This window comes from Methylobacterium sp. C33D (genome assembly GCF_053345825.1).
Genome location: NZ_JBKFAV010000014.1, coordinates 96485 through 111681, shown reverse-complemented (window position 1 = coordinate 111681; position 15197 = coordinate 96485). Strand labels below are relative to the sequence as shown.

Below are 15197 nucleotides of genomic sequence, written 5' to 3'. Positions count from 1 at the left end.
GCTCTCAGCCGCGGCGCGGCAGAGGCGGGAACAGGACGATGAGCATCAGGGCGAACTTGGCGAGCAGGGTCGTCTTGCCGGCGAGGCCCTCGAACGTGTTCACGAGGATCACGAAGGCCAGGATCGGCAGCCAGACGCCCCGCCGGCAATCCCGCGCGATCTCCGCGAGGTAGAGCCCCACCGCGATTACCAGCACCGCCGTGACCAGGATGCCGTGGTAGAGCACGGCCGAGATGATCGAGTTCTCGATGCCCCATTCCAGGCCGTAGATCCGCCGCAGCGTGTTCACCTGCAGGAAGTCGGGGGCGAGCAGGAGCTGCCGGAACGGGATCGCGTCGAACACCGTGAGCATGTCGACCCGGGCCTGCGCGCTGCCGCCGTCCGAGACGAACCGGTCCAGCAGCGTGTCGAAGAACCCGGCCGCGGCGAGGACGGCGACCAGCACGGGCAGCAGGGTCAGGGCGAAGCACGCGCAGGCCGCCGCCGCCAGCGGGACGCGGCCGGTGCGCAGGGTGCGGTTCAGGCCCACGAGCCCGACGGCGCCGCCGAGGATCAGCGTCGTGACCGTGGCCGAGCGGCCCCCGAACGTGACCAGGGCGACGAGCTGGAGGACGATCATGGCGGCGCGCGGCATCGGCGCCAGGCGGCCGCCGCCCTTGGCCAGCGCCAGGATGTAGCACGCCGTCATGGTCGCGTTGGCCAGCGGGTGGCCCTGGAGCGCCGCCGAGCGGGTGTCGGACTCGAACGCCACGCCGTCGAACCGGTAGGGGAAGAAGCGCTGGCCGCTCGCGAGCTCGAACAGGCCGAGCAGGGCGTTGGCGAGCATAACGAGGTGGAAGATCGTCTCCAGCCGCCCGAGCGTTGCGGCGTCCCGGTCCATCAGGAGGATCGGGACGAGCCCGGCGAGCACGAAGGTGTCGATGGAGCCGGCTAGGCCGGCACCGCCCCGGGCCGCGATCAGCGCGAGGAGCAGCACGCCGCAGGCGGCCAGGAGCACGCTGGCCGGCCGCCGGTTGAGCGCTCCGGCCACCGGGATCACCGGATTGCCCGCGCGCACCAGGGTCCAGCCGATCAGGACGACCGCCAGGTAGGTGGCAGGGTGGATCTTCGAGGCGGCCGAGCCGGTGATCCCCTCGTAATTGAGGCCCAGCACCCACAGGAGGCCGCCCGAGACCCCGACGAGGAGCAGGGCCCAGACCGACAGCGCCATCGATTCCGCCCGCAGCAGGGCGCGCAGCACCGGACCCGTGCGCGCCGCCGGATCGTGGCGGCGCGCGAAGCCGGTCTGCCGGACGGTCCTCACGCCTCGCGCCGGGTGAGGAGCAGGGAGCCCGAGATCGGCCGGCCCAGCGCCTCCGACGTGTCGACGAGATCGATCAGGTCGCGCTGGCGCGTCGCACCGTTGCAGGCGACGAGCAGCAGCCGGTCGGCGGCGGCCGCCAGGGGCCCGAGGCGCAGGTTCTCGGTCAGCACGCCGCCGTCGACGAGCACGAGGTCGAAGCGTCCCTTCACGCCGGCGATGAAGCGCTCGACATTGGCGGGCGTCAGAGCGTCGCGCAGGGGCTTCTCGGTGTCGCCGAGCCCGATCCGACGGGCGCCGGAGGCCGGGTCCGTCCGGGTCACCGCGTTGAGGCTCTGCTCGCCCCGGAGCACGTCGAGCAGGCCGCCGGCGCCGGAGCCGTCCGCCCGAAGGTCGGCGTCGACGCGCAGGACCCGGTCGCCCCGCGCGACGGCCACCGCGGCGAGCAGCCCGATCACCGCCTGCCGCTCCGCCTCGTCGGATTCGCCCGAGGTGACGAGCAGCGCCAGCGCGTGGCCGCGGGTGCCGGAGGTCGCGGCCAAGTGGTCGAGGGTGACGCTCGCGGCGGTCGCGCTCGCGCCCCGCGGCCGCAGGCCGGGCAGCACGGCCACGACCGGGGCGTGTGACAGCCGCTCCAGCTGCCGCGGCGAGAGCACGGTCGGCGCGAGGTATTCCCGCGTCAGCGCGAGGCCGGCGCCGAGGCCGAGGCCGCCCGCGAGGGCGGCGGCGACCAGGATCAGCCGCGGCGGCCAGCTCGGATCCTGCGGCGGCCGCGCCGCGGTGATGATCCGGGCGTTCGAGCTGTCGATGCTGGTCTGCTCCTTGATCTCCCGGGCGCGCACCAGGAAGGCGTTGTAGACCGAGCGCGCCGCGTCGACCTCGCGCTCGAGCTCGCGCTGCTGCACCGACGACTGGGCGTTCACCGCCGACTGCCGCTGCAGGCGCTCCAGCTCCGCCGCGAGGGTCCGCTCGTTGGCCTGGGCGCGCTGGGCCTCGGTCTCGGCGGCGCCCGCGATGCGGTTCAGCTCGGCGTCGATCAGCCGGCGGACGTCCTGCATCTGGGCGCGCACCGCGGCGATGAACGGGTGGCGCTCGCCGAGATTGGTGCGCAGGTCCGCCTCCTTGGCGGCGAGCTCCGCGTACTGCCCGCGCAGGCGCTCGATCACCGAGGACTGGACCGCCTCCGGCATCGCCCCGGACCCGATCGCCTGCCCGCGCGCCTCCCGGATCCCCTGAAGCCGCGCCTTGGCGTCGGCGGTCCGCGCCCGCGCGGCGACCAGCCGCGCGTTCAGGTCGGTGAGCTGCTGCTCGTTCACCAGCCGGCCGCTCGACGCGATCAGGCCGTTGCGCGCCTTGTAATCCTCGAGCTTCTTGTCGGCGGCGTTGACCGCGCTGCGTAGCTCGTCGAGGCGGCCGCGCAGCTCGCCCGCGGCGCGCTTGGCGGCGTCCGAGCGGGCGTCGGTCTGGTCCGTCAGGTAGGCGCTCGCGATGGCGTTGACGATCCGCGCCGAGAGGTCGGGATCCGTCGTGGTGACCACGAGATCGATGACGAAGACCTTGTCGGCGCGCTTGACCGCGAGCCGCCGCCGCAGCTGGTCCAGCGCCCGGCCGCGGGCGTCGACGGGCCGCTCCGCCCTCGGCCCGGCCACCAGCGCGCGGAGCTCGCCGAGGGCTCGCGTGACGACGCCGTCCCGCGGCGTGCCGAAGCCCGGCGTGGTCGCGAGCCCGACCTGATCGACCGCCCGCCCCAGCACGGCGTCCGACTCGATCACCTTCACCTGGCTCTCGACCTGGGCGATGCCGCCGTCCGGCGACAGCCCTGCGGGGTTGACGTCGTTCGAGACGACCTGGCGGTCGCGGGGGTCGATCAGGATCTGCGCCGTGGCGGTGTAGAGGGAGGGCGTGATCAGCGCGTAGGCGAGGGCGAGCAGGCCGAGCAGCAGCGCCGTCCCGAGGACCAGCCGCTTGCGCCGCCACAGGATCCGCCACAGGTCGCCCAGCTCGGCGGAGGTGTCGGGTCGGTTCGGGCCCGGACGCTCGGGATGCGCCGGCTGCACGGGGCCGAGCCACGTCGCGACAGCGATGTTATGGTCGATCTGTGCCACGATCGGTCACCGTCGTCTCAATCCTGGTCGGTCCCTCGCGGGTGCCCTCTCTACTGCAAGAGTCGCGCAGCCTGCTGACAATGTATCGGGACCGCGATCCGCGCCGCGGCGGCCCGGATGACTGGGAGCGTGGTATATGATCTCCGCGCGGCGCGCGGCCGCACGCACCGCCGTCATCGCGGTTCCGGTGTTGCTACAGCATGTCGGCGGCGCGCGGCGCGGACGCGTCGCCGCATCGCGGAGACCGGCCGAGGGCCCGTCCGGATGTCCCGCGCGCCTCGCCGAGCCCGGCCTCGACGGATGCCGACTGTCATTGGCGTGGATAACGCCTTCAGGCTGCTCTATTGTCCGATCGGATAAATTGTATTGGTCCTCACGAGACGTAACAATCGCTCCAGGCTGCGGCCTCTACTTTATATCGGGTGCTCTGCCATGGAAGCGATCAGCGTCGAGGACCGGGGTGGCGGCCGGCGCGGCGCCAGCGCCCGCCTGCGCCGGATCGCTGCCGCGACCGGCGTCCCGATCGCCGCCTTCTTCGGAGCACCGGCACCGCGCCCGCTGGCCGAGCTCAGCGAGCTGATCGGCCTGTGGCAGGCGATCGCCGATCCGGAGGGCCGCAGCGAGATCCTGGCGGTGGCCCGGGCGCGGGCCGCCGGGACCACCGACGAGGCGGGCGGGCCGGCCTGACGGCGCGGCCCGCGGATTTTGCGACGCCCGGCCCTGGCGGGAACGCGCCGGGACCGCTACATGATGGGGGCGGGGCTGCAGAGTTCGTCAGGAGCACTATCCCCGGGGCCTTATCGACTCCCTCGGGAGCTGTCCCTGGCCTCGTCCCTGGACCTGGCCAACACGGCGCCCACCTACGCTGTAGGTTTCCCGGGATCGATCCTCCAACGGCTCACGTGGCTCCGCACCCGACTTCTCCCCGAACCGGCACAGAGGCGCCGGACGCCGCCCGCAAGGCGGAGCTCCGCGCCGCGGCCCTCGCCGCCCGCGACGGCCTCGATGCGGCGGCCCGGCAGGCGGCCTCGGCGGCGATCGGGGACGCGCTCCTCGCGCTGCCCGAGCTGGCCCGGGCCCGTCTGGTAGGCGCCTTCTGGCCGATCCGCAGCGAGGTCGATCCGCGGCCTGCCGCCGAGGGCCTGCGCGCCCGCGGCCAGGCGGTGGCCCTGCCGCACGTCACGCCGGACGGCCTGCTGTTCCGCGAATGGCGCGCGGGCGACGCCCTCGTCGCCGGCCGGTTCGGCCTCAGCGAGCCAGACCCGTCGCTGCCGCCGGTGGAGCCCGACGCGCTGATCGTGCCGCTCGCCGCCTTCGACCGGACCGGGCAGCGCATCGGGTACGGCCGCGGCTACTACGACGGCGCGATCGCACGCCTGTCCCGGACGAGCCCCGTCCTGACCGTCGGCATCGGCTTCGCCGCCCAGGAGGTGGAGCGGGTGCCGGCCGAGCCGCACGACCGCCCTCTCCAGTACGTGATCACCGAAGCCGGCGTGATCCGCTGCGACAGGACCGCCTGACTCATGCGCCTGCTCTTCCTCGGCGACGTCGTCGGGCGCTCGGGCCGCACGGTGGTGTGCGAGCAGCTGCCACGGCTCCGCGAGCGCTGGCGCCTCGACTGCGTGGTGGTCAACGGCGAGAACGCGGCCGGCGGCTTCGGCATCTCCGAGGGCATCTGCGACGAGCTGATCCAGGCCGGCGCCGACGCGGTCACCCTCGGCAACCACAGTTTCGACCAGCGCGAGGCGATGGTGTTCATCGCCCGCCAGCCGCGCCTGGTGCGGCCCGCGAACTATCCGCCCGGCACGCCGGGCCGCGGCGCCACGGTCGTGGAGACCCAGGGCGGCGCCCGCGTGCTCGTGGTCAACGTCATGGGCCGCGTCTTCCTCGACGCGATGGACGACCCCTTCGCGGCGGTGGAGCGCGAGCTCACCGCCTGCCCCCTCGGCGCGGCGGCGGACGCGGTCATCGTCGACGTCCACGCCGAGGCGACGAGCGAGAAGCAGGCTTTCGGCCACTATCTCGACGGCCGGGCGAGCCTCGTCGTCGGGACGCACACGCACACGCCCACGGCGGATCACCGGATCCTGCCCGGCGGCACGGCCTACATGTCGGATGCCGGCATGTGCGGCGACTACGATTCGGTGATCGGCATGCAGAAGGACGAGCCGATCCGCCGCATGATCCAGAAGACGCCGGGCTCCCGCTGGGAGGTCGCCGTCGGCGAGGGCACCCTGTGCGGGATCGCGGTGGAGACGGACGCGCGCGGCCTCGCCACGCGGGTGGCGGCGCTCCGCCTGGGCCCGAATCTCGAGGAGACCGCGCCGCACTTCTGGGATTAGGGCCCTGTTCGGCCCGGTGGATGCCGCTTTGGCGTACGTGGGTCGCGGGCCGCTAAGCCTTTTGTGCGGGACTGGTCTCGATCGGCCTGGGCATAGCTCCGCGGTGACCTTCCCGAGACTTGATCGCGTGCGGGCCTACCCCCACAGTGCCCCCGAGGGGCGCCGATGGCCGGCTGCCGCGTGGTGAGATCAGGCTAGAACGATCGATGGCCGCCCGAGAAACCGGCGACGACAGGAATGGGCCGCTGGCACAGCCCGGGATCTATCTCGGGCGGATGGTCATCTTCCTGATCCTTGTAGGCTTCCTGGCCTTCATTCTGTTCCGGCAGATCACACCGGCCTTCCTGGCCAATCCCGGTCTCAACGGCCTCATCCTCGGTGTGCTGCTGATCGCCGTCCTGATCGCTTTCGGGCAGGTCGTCAGGCTGTTCCGCGAGACCGCCTACGTCAATGCCGTCGCCAACGGCGCACAGGTGAAGAAGCCGCCCGCCCTGCTGGCGCCGATGGCACCGATGATCGCCGCGCGGGCCGGCGGGGCCACCCTGCCGGGCACGACCGGCTATCTCGACACGATCGCGGTGCGCCTCGACGAGGGTCGCGAGATCCTGCGCTACATCGCCGGGATCCTGATCCTGCTCGGCCTGCTCGGCACCTTCTGGGGCCTCATCGACACGCTGTCGGCGGTCGGCGGCGTCATCAAGGGGATGCGCGGCGGCGGCGATGCCGGCGTGATGTTCGACGAGCTGAAATCGGGCCTCGCGGTCCCGCTCTCGGGCATCGGTCTGGCCTTCTCGGCCTCGCTGTTCGGCCTCGCCTCGTCGCTGATCACCGGCTTCCTGGAACTGCAGGCGGGCCAGGCCCATGCCCGTTTCCACAACGAGTTGCAGGACTGGTTGATGTCCGGCGCGGCAGCCCCGGAGACGGCGCCGGTCGCTGCGGCGGCGACCGCGGCGCGGCCGGCTGCCGGCACGCAGGAGCTGAAGGAGGCGGTCGACCGCCTGAGCGCCCTGGTGGCCGAGGGCGGCGGCAGCCGCGCGGCGACCCAGGCGATGACCAACCTCGCCGAGGGCATCCAGGGCCTCGTCCAGCACATGCGCGCCGAGCAGCAGATGATCCGCGACTGGGTCGAGGCGCAGGCGAGTCGCGAGCGCGAGCTGAAGCAGGTGCTCGACCGGCTGGGCCGGGAGCGCGTCTAGTGGCGTCCACGGCGACCCGGACCCGGCGGACGGTCAACGTCTGGCCCGGCTACGTCGACGCGCTGGCCACGCTGCTGCTGTCTGTGGTCTTCCTGCTCACCGTCTTCGTCGTCGGGCAGTTCTTCCTGTCGCAGGAGCTGACCGGCCGGGACGAGACCCTGGCCAAGCTCAACCGCCAGATCGCCGACCTCACCGATCTCCTGGCCCTGGAGCGGACGAACCGCCGCAATCAGGAAGACGAGGTGCGCAACCTGCGCACGACGCTCGCCGGCGTCGAGGCCGAGCGCGACCGGGCCAAGGTTCAGGCCGAGGCCGCGACGGTCAGCCAGGGCGCGGCGGGCACCCTCGACAAGCAGCTGGAGACCGAGCGCGGCGCGACCCGGCGGGCGCAGTCCCAGATCGACCTGCTCAACGAGCAGATCAGCGCCATGCGCCGCCAGCTCGCGGCCCTGGAGGACGCCCTCGCGGCCTCCGAGAGCCGTGACAAGGAATCCCAGGCCCGGATCGCCGAGCTCGGCAGCCGGCTGAACGTCGCCCTCGCGCAGAAGGTTCAGGAACTGGCCCGCTACCGGTCCGACTTCTTCGGCCGCCTGCGGCAGATCCTCGGCAACCGGCCCGACATCCGCGTGGTCGGCGATCGCTTCGTGCTTCAGTCCGAGGTGCTGTTCCCGGCCGGCTCCGCCACGCTCAAGCCCGAGGCCGGGCCGGAGCTCGACCGCATCGCCGGCGCGGTCTCGGAGCTTGCCAAGCAGATCCCGGCGGACCTGCCCTGGGTGCTCCGCGTCGACGGGCACACCGACGCGCGCCCGATCAGCACGTCGCAGTTCCCGTCGAACTGGTCCCTCTCGGCGGCGCGCGCCATCGCGGTGGTGCAGTTCCTCGCCGGCAAGGGGATCCCGCCGCAGCACCTCCTGGCGGGGGCCTTCGGCGAGTTCCAGCCGCTCGAGGCGGGGGCGACCGAGGATGCCTACGCCCGCAACCGCCGGATCGAGATGAAGCTGACCGAGCGTTAGGGCCGTCGGGTCGTCGCGGCGCCACAGGGGGTGGCGGCGCAGAGCCGGGTCCGGTAGCCAGTGTCGCGGCGATTTCACGCCGTCTTTACGGGTGCTCGCACCGATCAGGCCAGCATCCGATCGTATTGCGGAAGCTCCGGCCGCTAGAATTCGGAAGAGAGAGGCCGAATTTCCCCCGGTGGGAGTCGATTTCTCCTGCGCGCACCGCAGCTCTGCTGGATTAACGCATCGTTATCCTTGACGCTTCATGGTGCGGCCGATCCAGGGAGACCGTACCGATGTCGAAGCTCAGCCTGTCCCTGAACCCGGTTCGGCCCGGTGCCGACGATCACCCCCGGGCGCCCGTCGCCGGCGCGCCGCGGGACGAGGCCAGCGCGATCGCCGCGGCCGTGCGGGTGTTCGAGGCCGGGCTGACGAGCCTGCGCGCGGGCGCGCCGGTCGCGTGCGACGCGGCTTCGGCCGCGGCGGCTGCCGACGCGGCGACCGGTCTCCTGGCCGGTATCGCCGGTCAGACCAGCCTGATGGCGCTCCGGGCCGCGATCGAGGCGGCCCGCGACGGCGGGGAGGGCCGGGGCTTCGCGGCCGCGGCCGCGGAGGTCAGGGACCTGGCCGGACAGATGGTGCGGGCGACCGACACGATCGTGGCCCAGGTCGGCCAGATCCAGGCCGCGGCGGAGCGGGCACAGGATACCGCGACCCGGGGGCAGCGCGAGGCCGCGTCCGCGCATTGAGGCCGCGCACCCCGCGCCGGCGATCCGTCGCGCGGACGGGCGCCGCCCCGGGCGGCTCCGGGCGGATCGGGGCGCGGTCCGGCTACTCGGCCACCGGCAGGCGCTCGCCCCGGCTGCGGGGCTCCTTGCCCCGCGCCGTCTCGTCCAGCGCGTCGGTGAACTGCAGGTTGGCGAGCTGGGCGTAGAGCGCGCCCTGGGCCAGCAGGCTCTCGTGGGTTCCGGTCTCGACGATGCGCCCGTCGTCGAGGACGAGGATGCGGTCCGCGGCGCGGATCGTGGCGAGCCGGTGGGCGATCACCAGCGTCGTGCGGCCCTGCATCAGCGTGGCGAGGGCGGCCTGGACGGCGCGCTCCGACTCGGCGTCCAGGGCCGAGGTGGCTTCGTCGAGGAGCAGGATCGGCGCGTCCTTGAGGATCGCCCGGGCGATGGCGATGCGCTGCCTCTGGCCGCCCGAGAGCGTCACGCCGCGCTCGCCCACCTGGGTCGCGTAGCCCTGCGGCAGGGCCGAGACGAAGCCGTGCGCGTTGGCGAGCTCGGCGGCGCGCCGGACCTCCGCCTCGCCGGCCTCCGGACGGCCGTAGCGGATGTTCTCGGTGACGGTCCCGGAGAACACGACGGGGTCCTGGGGCACCAGGGCGATACGGGCGCGCAGGCGCTCGGGATCGACCTGGGCGATGTCGGCGCCGTCGACCAGGATCCGGCCGCCCTGCGGGTCGTAGAAGCGCAGCAGCAGTTGGAACACCGTCGACTTGCCCGCTCCGGAAGGCCCCACGATGGCGATGCGCTCGCCGGGCGCGGCCGCGAAGCTCAGCCCGCCGAGCGCGGCGTGTTCCGGGCGGGTGGGGTAGGCGAAGCGCACGTCCTCGAAGGCCACCGCGCCCCGCGCCGGATCGGGCAGCGGCAGGGCCGGGGACGGCGCGCGGATCGCGGGCTCGGCGGCGAGGATCTCGGTGAGCCGCTCGGCCGCGCCGGCCGACATGGCGAGGTCCCCGTAGACCTCGGAGAGCTGCCCGAGGGCGCCGGCGCCGAACACGGCGTAGAGCACGAACTGCGAGAGTTCGCCGCCCGTCATCGTGTGGTTCAGGACGCCCTGGGCGCCGTACCACATCACCCCGACCACCGAGGCCGAGATCAGGAAGATCGCGACGCCGGTGAGCAGCGCGCGGGCCCGGACCGAGGCCTGGGCGGCACCGTAGGCCTCCTCGGAGGCCGCGGCGAACCGGGCCGCCGTCGAGTCCGAGCGGCCGAAGGCCTGCATCGTCCGCACCGCCCCGACCGCCTCGGCCGCGTAAGCCGAGGCCTCGGCGAGCCGGTCCTGGGCCGCCCGGGAACGTCGGCGCACGCCGCGGCCCGACACGATCAGCGGGAAGACGATGATCGGGATGGCGGCCAGCACCATCACCGACAGGCGCGGGCTCGTCACCACCATCATGGCGGTGGCGCCCACGAACAGGAACAGGTTGCGCAGCAGGATCGAGACCGAGACGCCGAAGGCCGACTTGATCTGCGTCGCGTCCGCGGTGAGCCGCGAGACGATCTCGCCGGACTGCGCCCGGTCGAAGAACGCCGGATCGAGCTGGGTCAGCCGCGCGAAGACGGCGCTGCGGAGGTCGGCGACGACCCGCTCGCCCAGCGTCACCACCGTGTAGACGCGGGCGGCGCTCGACAGCGCGAAGGCCGCGACGACGCCGAGCAGGGCGAGGAAGTAGGCGTCGATCACGTTCGAGCCGTCGGCGGTGAAGCCGTGGTCGATCACCCGGCGCATGGCGATCGGGACGACCAGCGTCGAGGCCGAGGCGCAGATGAGGGCGACCAGCCCCGCGGCGATCCGCGCGCGGTAGCGCAGCGCGAAGGGGACGAGCGGCCGGAGGGCGCTCAGCGGGGCTCTGGGTCGGCCGGCCGCGGCCGCCTTGGTCTTACGGGCCATCACGCCTCACGTGTTGTCGTTCTCCCGGTCCGCGGCGCTTGTGACCGGGGAGCGGCTGCGGTATAGGCCGCCGCTCATCCGATTGCGTGTGTTCAATGGCCGCGGGCCGCCACCACGGTCGGCTTGGACGTGCCGTTGCCACGAACCCATGGTTCGGTGCAACCGGTGACATCTTCCGCATTCCGGGCCGGGCGGCGCCTCCTGCGCTTCCCGCCGGCGTGCCAGACAGGGACCAAGGTCATGGCGAAGGACGCGGCCGCGAAGGCCAAGGGGACCGAGCACCCCGATTACCACTTCATCAAGGTCGTGATGACGGACGGTACGGAGTACCAGACCCGTTCGACCTACGGGAAGGAGGGCGACACCCTCAATCTCGACATCGATCCGCTGACCCATCCGGCCTGGACCGGCGGTGAGCAGAAGATGCTCGACCGCGGCGGCCGCGTGTCGCGCTTCAACTCGCGGTTCGGCAACCTCGGCAAGCGCTGAGCGCCGGAGCCGTCACGGCGACGCTGTTCGAGACGGGCGGTCCCTGACGGGGCCGCCCGTTTTCGTGCGCGGCGTCGCGCGGTTGTTACCGCGCGCGTTGTCCACAGGACGGGTTTGCGAAGATCGGCGGGACCGCGATGCGAACCGCGCGTCCGCGCGCGCGCGCGGAGACGCGTCTTCCCCGACGGGCCGCGCCCGCGGTTCCCGTGGCCGGATCGGCCGCTGCCCGCTCATTCAAAGCGCGGCCGGGCCATCGTATGCTGCTCCGGTCACCCGCGCTTCGCCCGGACTCCGCGCCGGAGCCGAGGCGGGCGCCGCTGCCTGTCCGGGGCCAAGGCTCTCCGGACGCACTGCCAGGATCGAGATACGATGAGACGTCTGCTGCTGCTGGTCCTCGCCCTGATCGCTCTGGCCGCCGCGCCGGCCCTGGCCGCCGACAAGATCAAGGTCGGCATCATGGGCGGGGATGCCGAAGTCCTCTGGGCGAAGGCCAAGGACATCGCGGCCCGCGACGGGCTCGCCATCGACCTGGTGGTGTTCTCCGACTACCTGCTGCCGAACGAGGCGCTCCAGTCCGGCGACCTCGACGCCAACGCCTTCCAGCACAAGCCGTTTCTCGCCAACCAGGTCAAGGCGCGCGGATACAGGATCGTCCCCGTCGGCGAGACGATCGTGACGCCGATCGGCCTGTACTCCAAGCGGGTCAAGGCCGTCGCGGACCTGAAGGACGGCGCGCTGGTCGGCATCCCGAACGACCCGTCGAACGGCGGCCGGGCGCTCCTGCTGCTGCAGGCCGAGAAGCTGATCCGCCTGAAGGACGGGGTCGGCCTGCTGCCGACGGTCTTCGACGTCGTCGACAATCCGAGGCGCCTGAAGTTCCAGGAGGTCGACGCCGCGCAGCTGCCCCGCAGCCTCGAGGATCTCGACGCTGCGGTGATCAACACCAACTACGCCGTCGATGCCGGCCTCATCCCCGGCAAGGACTCCATCGCGATCGAGTCCAAGGTCGACAACCCCTACAACAACGTCATCGTCGTCCGCGAGGCGGACACGCGGAAGCCGTGGGTGCCGAAGCTCGTCCACGCCTTCCAGAACGACGCGATCCGCCAGATCCTGAAGGAGCAGTTCCCGGGCCAGTTCCCGGCGTTCTGAGCGCCGGGGCCGGCACGCCGGCCCTGCGCGGCGGCGGCGCTCCGCGGAGCGCCGCTCAGCCCTCGCTCATGCGGAACGCCATCCGCAGCAGGCCCTGCTGGGCGGCGACGGGGCTCTCCACCGGCTGGGGCGTCGGCCGGTCCTCGGCGATCAGCGCGTCGAGGTGCAGGATGCGGCTGTGCAGGCGCCGGGCCCGGAGGATCAGCTGCTGCAGGCGCATCGGCAGCAGGTTGAAATCCTGCTGCTTCGGCGGCTCGGCCGTGCCGAGCTTGACCCGGTGCTTCTCCAAGAGGGCCTCGGCCGGGGTCATCTCGCCCTCGGCGACGGCGCGCTGCACCAGGAGCCACGAGGCGATCTGCATCAGCAGCGTGGTCAGGCGCATGCTCTCGGCCGCGTAGCTGAGCGTCGCGTCCCGGGACACGAGGCGCGACTCGTCGCGGCCCTCGCCGTCGAGATAGGCGGCCGTCTCCTCGACCAGGGTCATCCCGTCGCGGAACAGCGCCTTGAAGGCGTCCGAGTTGACGTAGGACCTGCCGAAATCGACCCAGTCCTGATCGTCCCGGAACGTGACATCGAAGCCGTTCATCTGCCTCTCCTGTGCCGTCCGACGGCCCGGCTCGTTCCGATCCGGGACGCTCCGTCCGTGGCTTTCGGACGACGCCGCAATCCTAGCGCCGATTGGCCCGGACGGCAGGGTTCATGTTTTTTTAACCTTAACCCGCCGCCCGGGATCTGGAGAAGGCCCCCGGATGGCGGCACGCGCGCTCAGAACGAGGCGCGGATACCGCCGAAGACGCTGCGGCCGCTCCCGGGATAGAACGCGGCCAGCGCGGCCGGGCCTCCGGCGGTCGCGGCGGCGTTGGCCACCACGGCGATGTCCGAGACGTAGCGGGCATTCGTGAGGTTGCGGGCATCCACGAACAGGGCGACGCCGTCGGCGAGGTCGAGGCCGGCCTCGAGGCCGAGCAGGGCGTAGCCGGGCACCCGCAGGGTGTTGGCGTGATCGGCGAAGGCGCCCTGCGGCACCCAGTCCAGCGACGGCGCGACGTGGAAGCCGCCCGGGTGCCGGTAGCTCAGGACGGTGCGCAGCACGTCCGTCGGGATCCCGGCGATGCGGTTGTTGCCGAAGACCGGGTCGCCGACGAACCGGAAATCGTTGTGGGTCCAGATCTGGGTCACGCTGAGACCGTCGCCCGCCGCCGCGAGGTCGCGGACGAGGTCCAGGGTGACCGCCGCCTCGACGCCCTGGTGGACGGAGCGGGGGGTGTTGAAGGTGGCGGCCGGGATGTTGAGGCCGGGATTCGTCGCGAAGTTGATCAGCTCGTCGCGCAGGTCCGAGCGGTAAAGGGTTACGTCGAAGGCGAGGCGGTCGACGCGCCCGCGGGCGCCAGCCTCGTAGGTCCAGGCGCGCTGCGCCCGCAGGGGCACGAAGGTGGTGCTCAGGAGGTTCTGCTGCACGAGGTCGGAGAAGTCCGGCACGTCCCGGGACCGGACGACGTCGCCGAAGATCTGGATGTCGGGCCGCGGCTGCCACAGCAGGCCGACCTTCGGATTGACGCCCGCGTAGGTCACGTCGGCGAAGCGCGGGTTCGGGTTGCCGGGCAATCCGCCCTTGTCGCTGAAGGTCCGGTTCGACGAGAACGCCTTCGCGCCGGTCATCAGCGCCACGTCCGGCAGGAACCAGAAGCGGTTCTCGCCGTACGCCTCGACGCTCGAGGCGCTCTGCAGGGCGTTCAGCGTCTGCGCGCCCCGCTGACCGCGGACGTTGACGAATTGCAGCGCGGAATTCTGGCCCGCGAAGGCGCGAAGGCCCAGTACTACGTCGTCGCGGAAACCGTTGAGATCGAAGGTCCCGGCCCAGTGCGGGCTGATCCCGTAGGTCCAGCCGTCCTGGTCGATCGCCTGGAAGATCGGGTGGTACAGGCTCTTGTGGATCGCCCAGGTGTCGACGTCGAGCTTGCCCACGTCGAGCAGGAACGAGGTGCGGTTCGCGATCCGCTCCGTCTCGACCTTGCGGGACTGGTTGCCGGTGATCGCCGTCGGATTGGCCAGCGTCGGGGTCGAGAGGCTCTGGCCCAGGGTCAGGGTGCCCGGCAGCTTCTGATCGGTGATGTAGGTGCCGAGATAGAAGCGGGTCTCGATGTCGGGCGCGATCCGGTAGCCGATATTGGCGTTGAAGTTCTTCGTGGCCTGGGCCTCGTGGGCGCGGAACCCGTCGGAATTGGTCAGCGTCGCGTTGACGAGCACGTCGAGCGGCCCGTCGATGCGGGACATCTGCGCCTGCTCGCGGATCGTGCCGAAGCTGCCGCCGTCGACCCGCAGGATGTTGGGCGCCAGCGCCGTGTAGGCCGTGGGCGTGACCGCGTTGACCGCGCCGCCGAGCGTCGTCGCGCCGAAGGTCAGGGCGTTGCCACCCTTGTAGACCTCCACCGAGCGCAGGGCGAGCGGGTCGACCTGATAGAAGTCGCCGCTCCCGTCCGCGAGGTTGAGCGGGATCCCGTCTTGCAGCAGCTCGATTCCGCGCAGGTGGAAGGCGCGGGCGATGCCGGAGCCGCGGACCGACAGGCGCAGCTCCTGGCCGTAGCGCTCCTGCACGTAGACCCCGGGCACGTCCTTGAGCACGTCGCGGAGCGTGTTGGTGTAGCGGTCTTGGAGTGCCGCGGCGTCGACGAAGGCCACGGAGCCGACGGTCCCCGCGAGGGCGGCCCTCTGGCGGTCGACGCTCGGCACCGAGAGCGAGCCGCGGGTCTCGTTTGGCGGCGCGTCCGTCGCGGCGGCGCCGACGACGCTGAGTTCGGACAGGGTGACCGAGGTGGCGGCGGACGGTGTCCGCGTCTGCGCTGCGGCCGGTATCGCGCAGGCGAGCAGCAGGAGCGCGGCGCGTCGGCCGGCCCGGACGTGGCGGGGCATGGGGCGGGATCCGTGTCTGGCGATCGGGGAGG

Annotated in this window: 13 protein-coding genes and 1 other RNA gene; 9 read left to right on the top strand and 5 right to left on the bottom strand. The window is 72.3% G+C overall.

Annotated features, from left to right (window positions below; all coding sequences use genetic code 11):
* Window positions 1-4 precede the first annotated feature (4 nt).
* Together ACLBXO_RS13415 and ACLBXO_RS13410 are read right to left on the bottom strand one after the other, a co-directional pair.
* On the bottom strand, window positions 5-1303 hold the full coding sequence (locus tag ACLBXO_RS13415) for a VpsF family polysaccharide biosynthesis protein (RefSeq protein WP_447685658.1): 1299 nt from the start codon (window positions 1301-1303) through the stop codon (window positions 5-7).
* On the bottom strand, window positions 1300-3405 hold the full coding sequence (locus ACLBXO_RS13410; RefSeq protein WP_331312888.1) for a GumC family protein: 2106 nt from the start codon (window positions 3403-3405) through the stop codon (window positions 1300-1302). The genes ACLBXO_RS13415 and ACLBXO_RS13410 overlap by 4 nt, the downstream gene beginning before the upstream one ends.
* Window positions 3406-3837: 432 nt before the next feature.
* Between ACLBXO_RS13410 and ACLBXO_RS13405 the strand changes: the two genes are divergently transcribed.
* The 7 genes from ACLBXO_RS13405 (at window position 3838) to ACLBXO_RS13375 (ending at window position 8687) form a co-directional block, all read left to right on the top strand.
* Window positions 3838-4092, top strand: coding sequence for a hypothetical protein (locus ACLBXO_RS13405; RefSeq protein WP_447685657.1), 255 nt, complete (start codon window positions 3838-3840; stop codon window positions 4090-4092).
* Window positions 4093-4161: 69 nt separating this feature from the next.
* Window positions 4162-4318: non-coding RNA, 6S RNA (gene ssrS / locus ACLBXO_RS13400), on the top strand.
* Entirely contained in the window at window positions 4308-4925 is a 618-nt protein-coding gene (locus tag ACLBXO_RS13395) for a 5-formyltetrahydrofolate cyclo-ligase (RefSeq protein WP_447685656.1), read from the top strand. The genes ssrS and ACLBXO_RS13395 overlap by 11 nt, the downstream gene beginning before the upstream one ends.
* Window positions 4926-4928: 3 nt before the next feature.
* Window positions 4929-5747 carry a TIGR00282 family metallophosphoesterase gene (locus ACLBXO_RS13390; RefSeq protein WP_331312883.1) on the top strand — a complete coding sequence of 273 codons (819 nt, stop codon included), beginning with the start codon at window positions 4929-4931 and terminating at the stop codon, window positions 5745-5747.
* Between the two features lie 206 nt (window positions 5748-5953).
* On the top strand, window positions 5954-6943 hold the full coding sequence (locus ACLBXO_RS13385) for a flagellar motor protein MotA (protein WP_331312882.1): 990 nt from the start codon (window positions 5954-5956) through the stop codon (window positions 6941-6943).
* Window positions 6943-7956 carry a peptidoglycan -binding protein gene (locus tag ACLBXO_RS13380; protein WP_447685655.1) on the top strand — a complete coding sequence of 338 codons (1014 nt, stop codon included), beginning with the start codon at window positions 6943-6945 and terminating at the stop codon, window positions 7954-7956. Before ACLBXO_RS13385 ends, ACLBXO_RS13380 begins: the two co-directional genes overlap by 1 nt.
* Before the next feature lie 278 nt (window positions 7957-8234).
* Window positions 8235-8687 (top strand): methyl-accepting chemotaxis protein, encoded by a 453-nt coding sequence (locus ACLBXO_RS13375; protein ID WP_447685654.1) that lies wholly within the window; start codon window positions 8235-8237, stop codon window positions 8685-8687.
* Window positions 8688-8769: 82 nt separating this feature from the next.
* Here the strand turns inward: ACLBXO_RS13375 and ACLBXO_RS13370 are convergent, their stop codons facing one another.
* On the bottom strand, window positions 8770-10614 hold the full coding sequence (locus ACLBXO_RS13370; protein WP_331312880.1) for an ABC transporter transmembrane domain-containing protein: 1845 nt from the start codon (window positions 10612-10614) through the stop codon (window positions 8770-8772).
* 240 nt (window positions 10615-10854) lie between these two features.
* Here ACLBXO_RS13370 and rpmE point away from each other — a divergent pair, with 240 nt between their 5' ends.
* Both rpmE and ACLBXO_RS13360 read left to right on the top strand, forming a co-directional pair.
* A complete protein-coding gene (gene rpmE / locus ACLBXO_RS13365; RefSeq protein WP_012322259.1) occupies window positions 10855-11103 on the top strand; it encodes a 50S ribosomal protein L31 in 249 nt (82 codons plus the stop codon).
* Between the two features lie 369 nt (window positions 11104-11472).
* Window positions 11473-12255 carry a MetQ/NlpA family ABC transporter substrate-binding protein gene (locus ACLBXO_RS13360; RefSeq protein WP_447685653.1) on the top strand — a complete coding sequence of 261 codons (783 nt, stop codon included), beginning with the start codon at window positions 11473-11475 and terminating at the stop codon, window positions 12253-12255.
* 55 nt (window positions 12256-12310) lie between these two features.
* On the opposite strand, the gene rcdA is transcribed toward ACLBXO_RS13360, so the two are convergent.
* Window positions 12311-12841 (bottom strand): protease adaptor protein RcdA, encoded by a 531-nt coding sequence (rcdA, locus tag ACLBXO_RS13355; protein ID WP_331312878.1) that lies wholly within the window; start codon window positions 12839-12841, stop codon window positions 12311-12313.
* A gap of 179 nt (window positions 12842-13020) precedes the next feature.
* Window positions 13021-15165 (bottom strand): TonB-dependent receptor family protein, encoded by a 2145-nt coding sequence (locus ACLBXO_RS13350; RefSeq protein WP_447685652.1) that lies wholly within the window; start codon window positions 15163-15165, stop codon window positions 13021-13023.
* Window positions 15166-15197 lie beyond the last annotated feature (32 nt).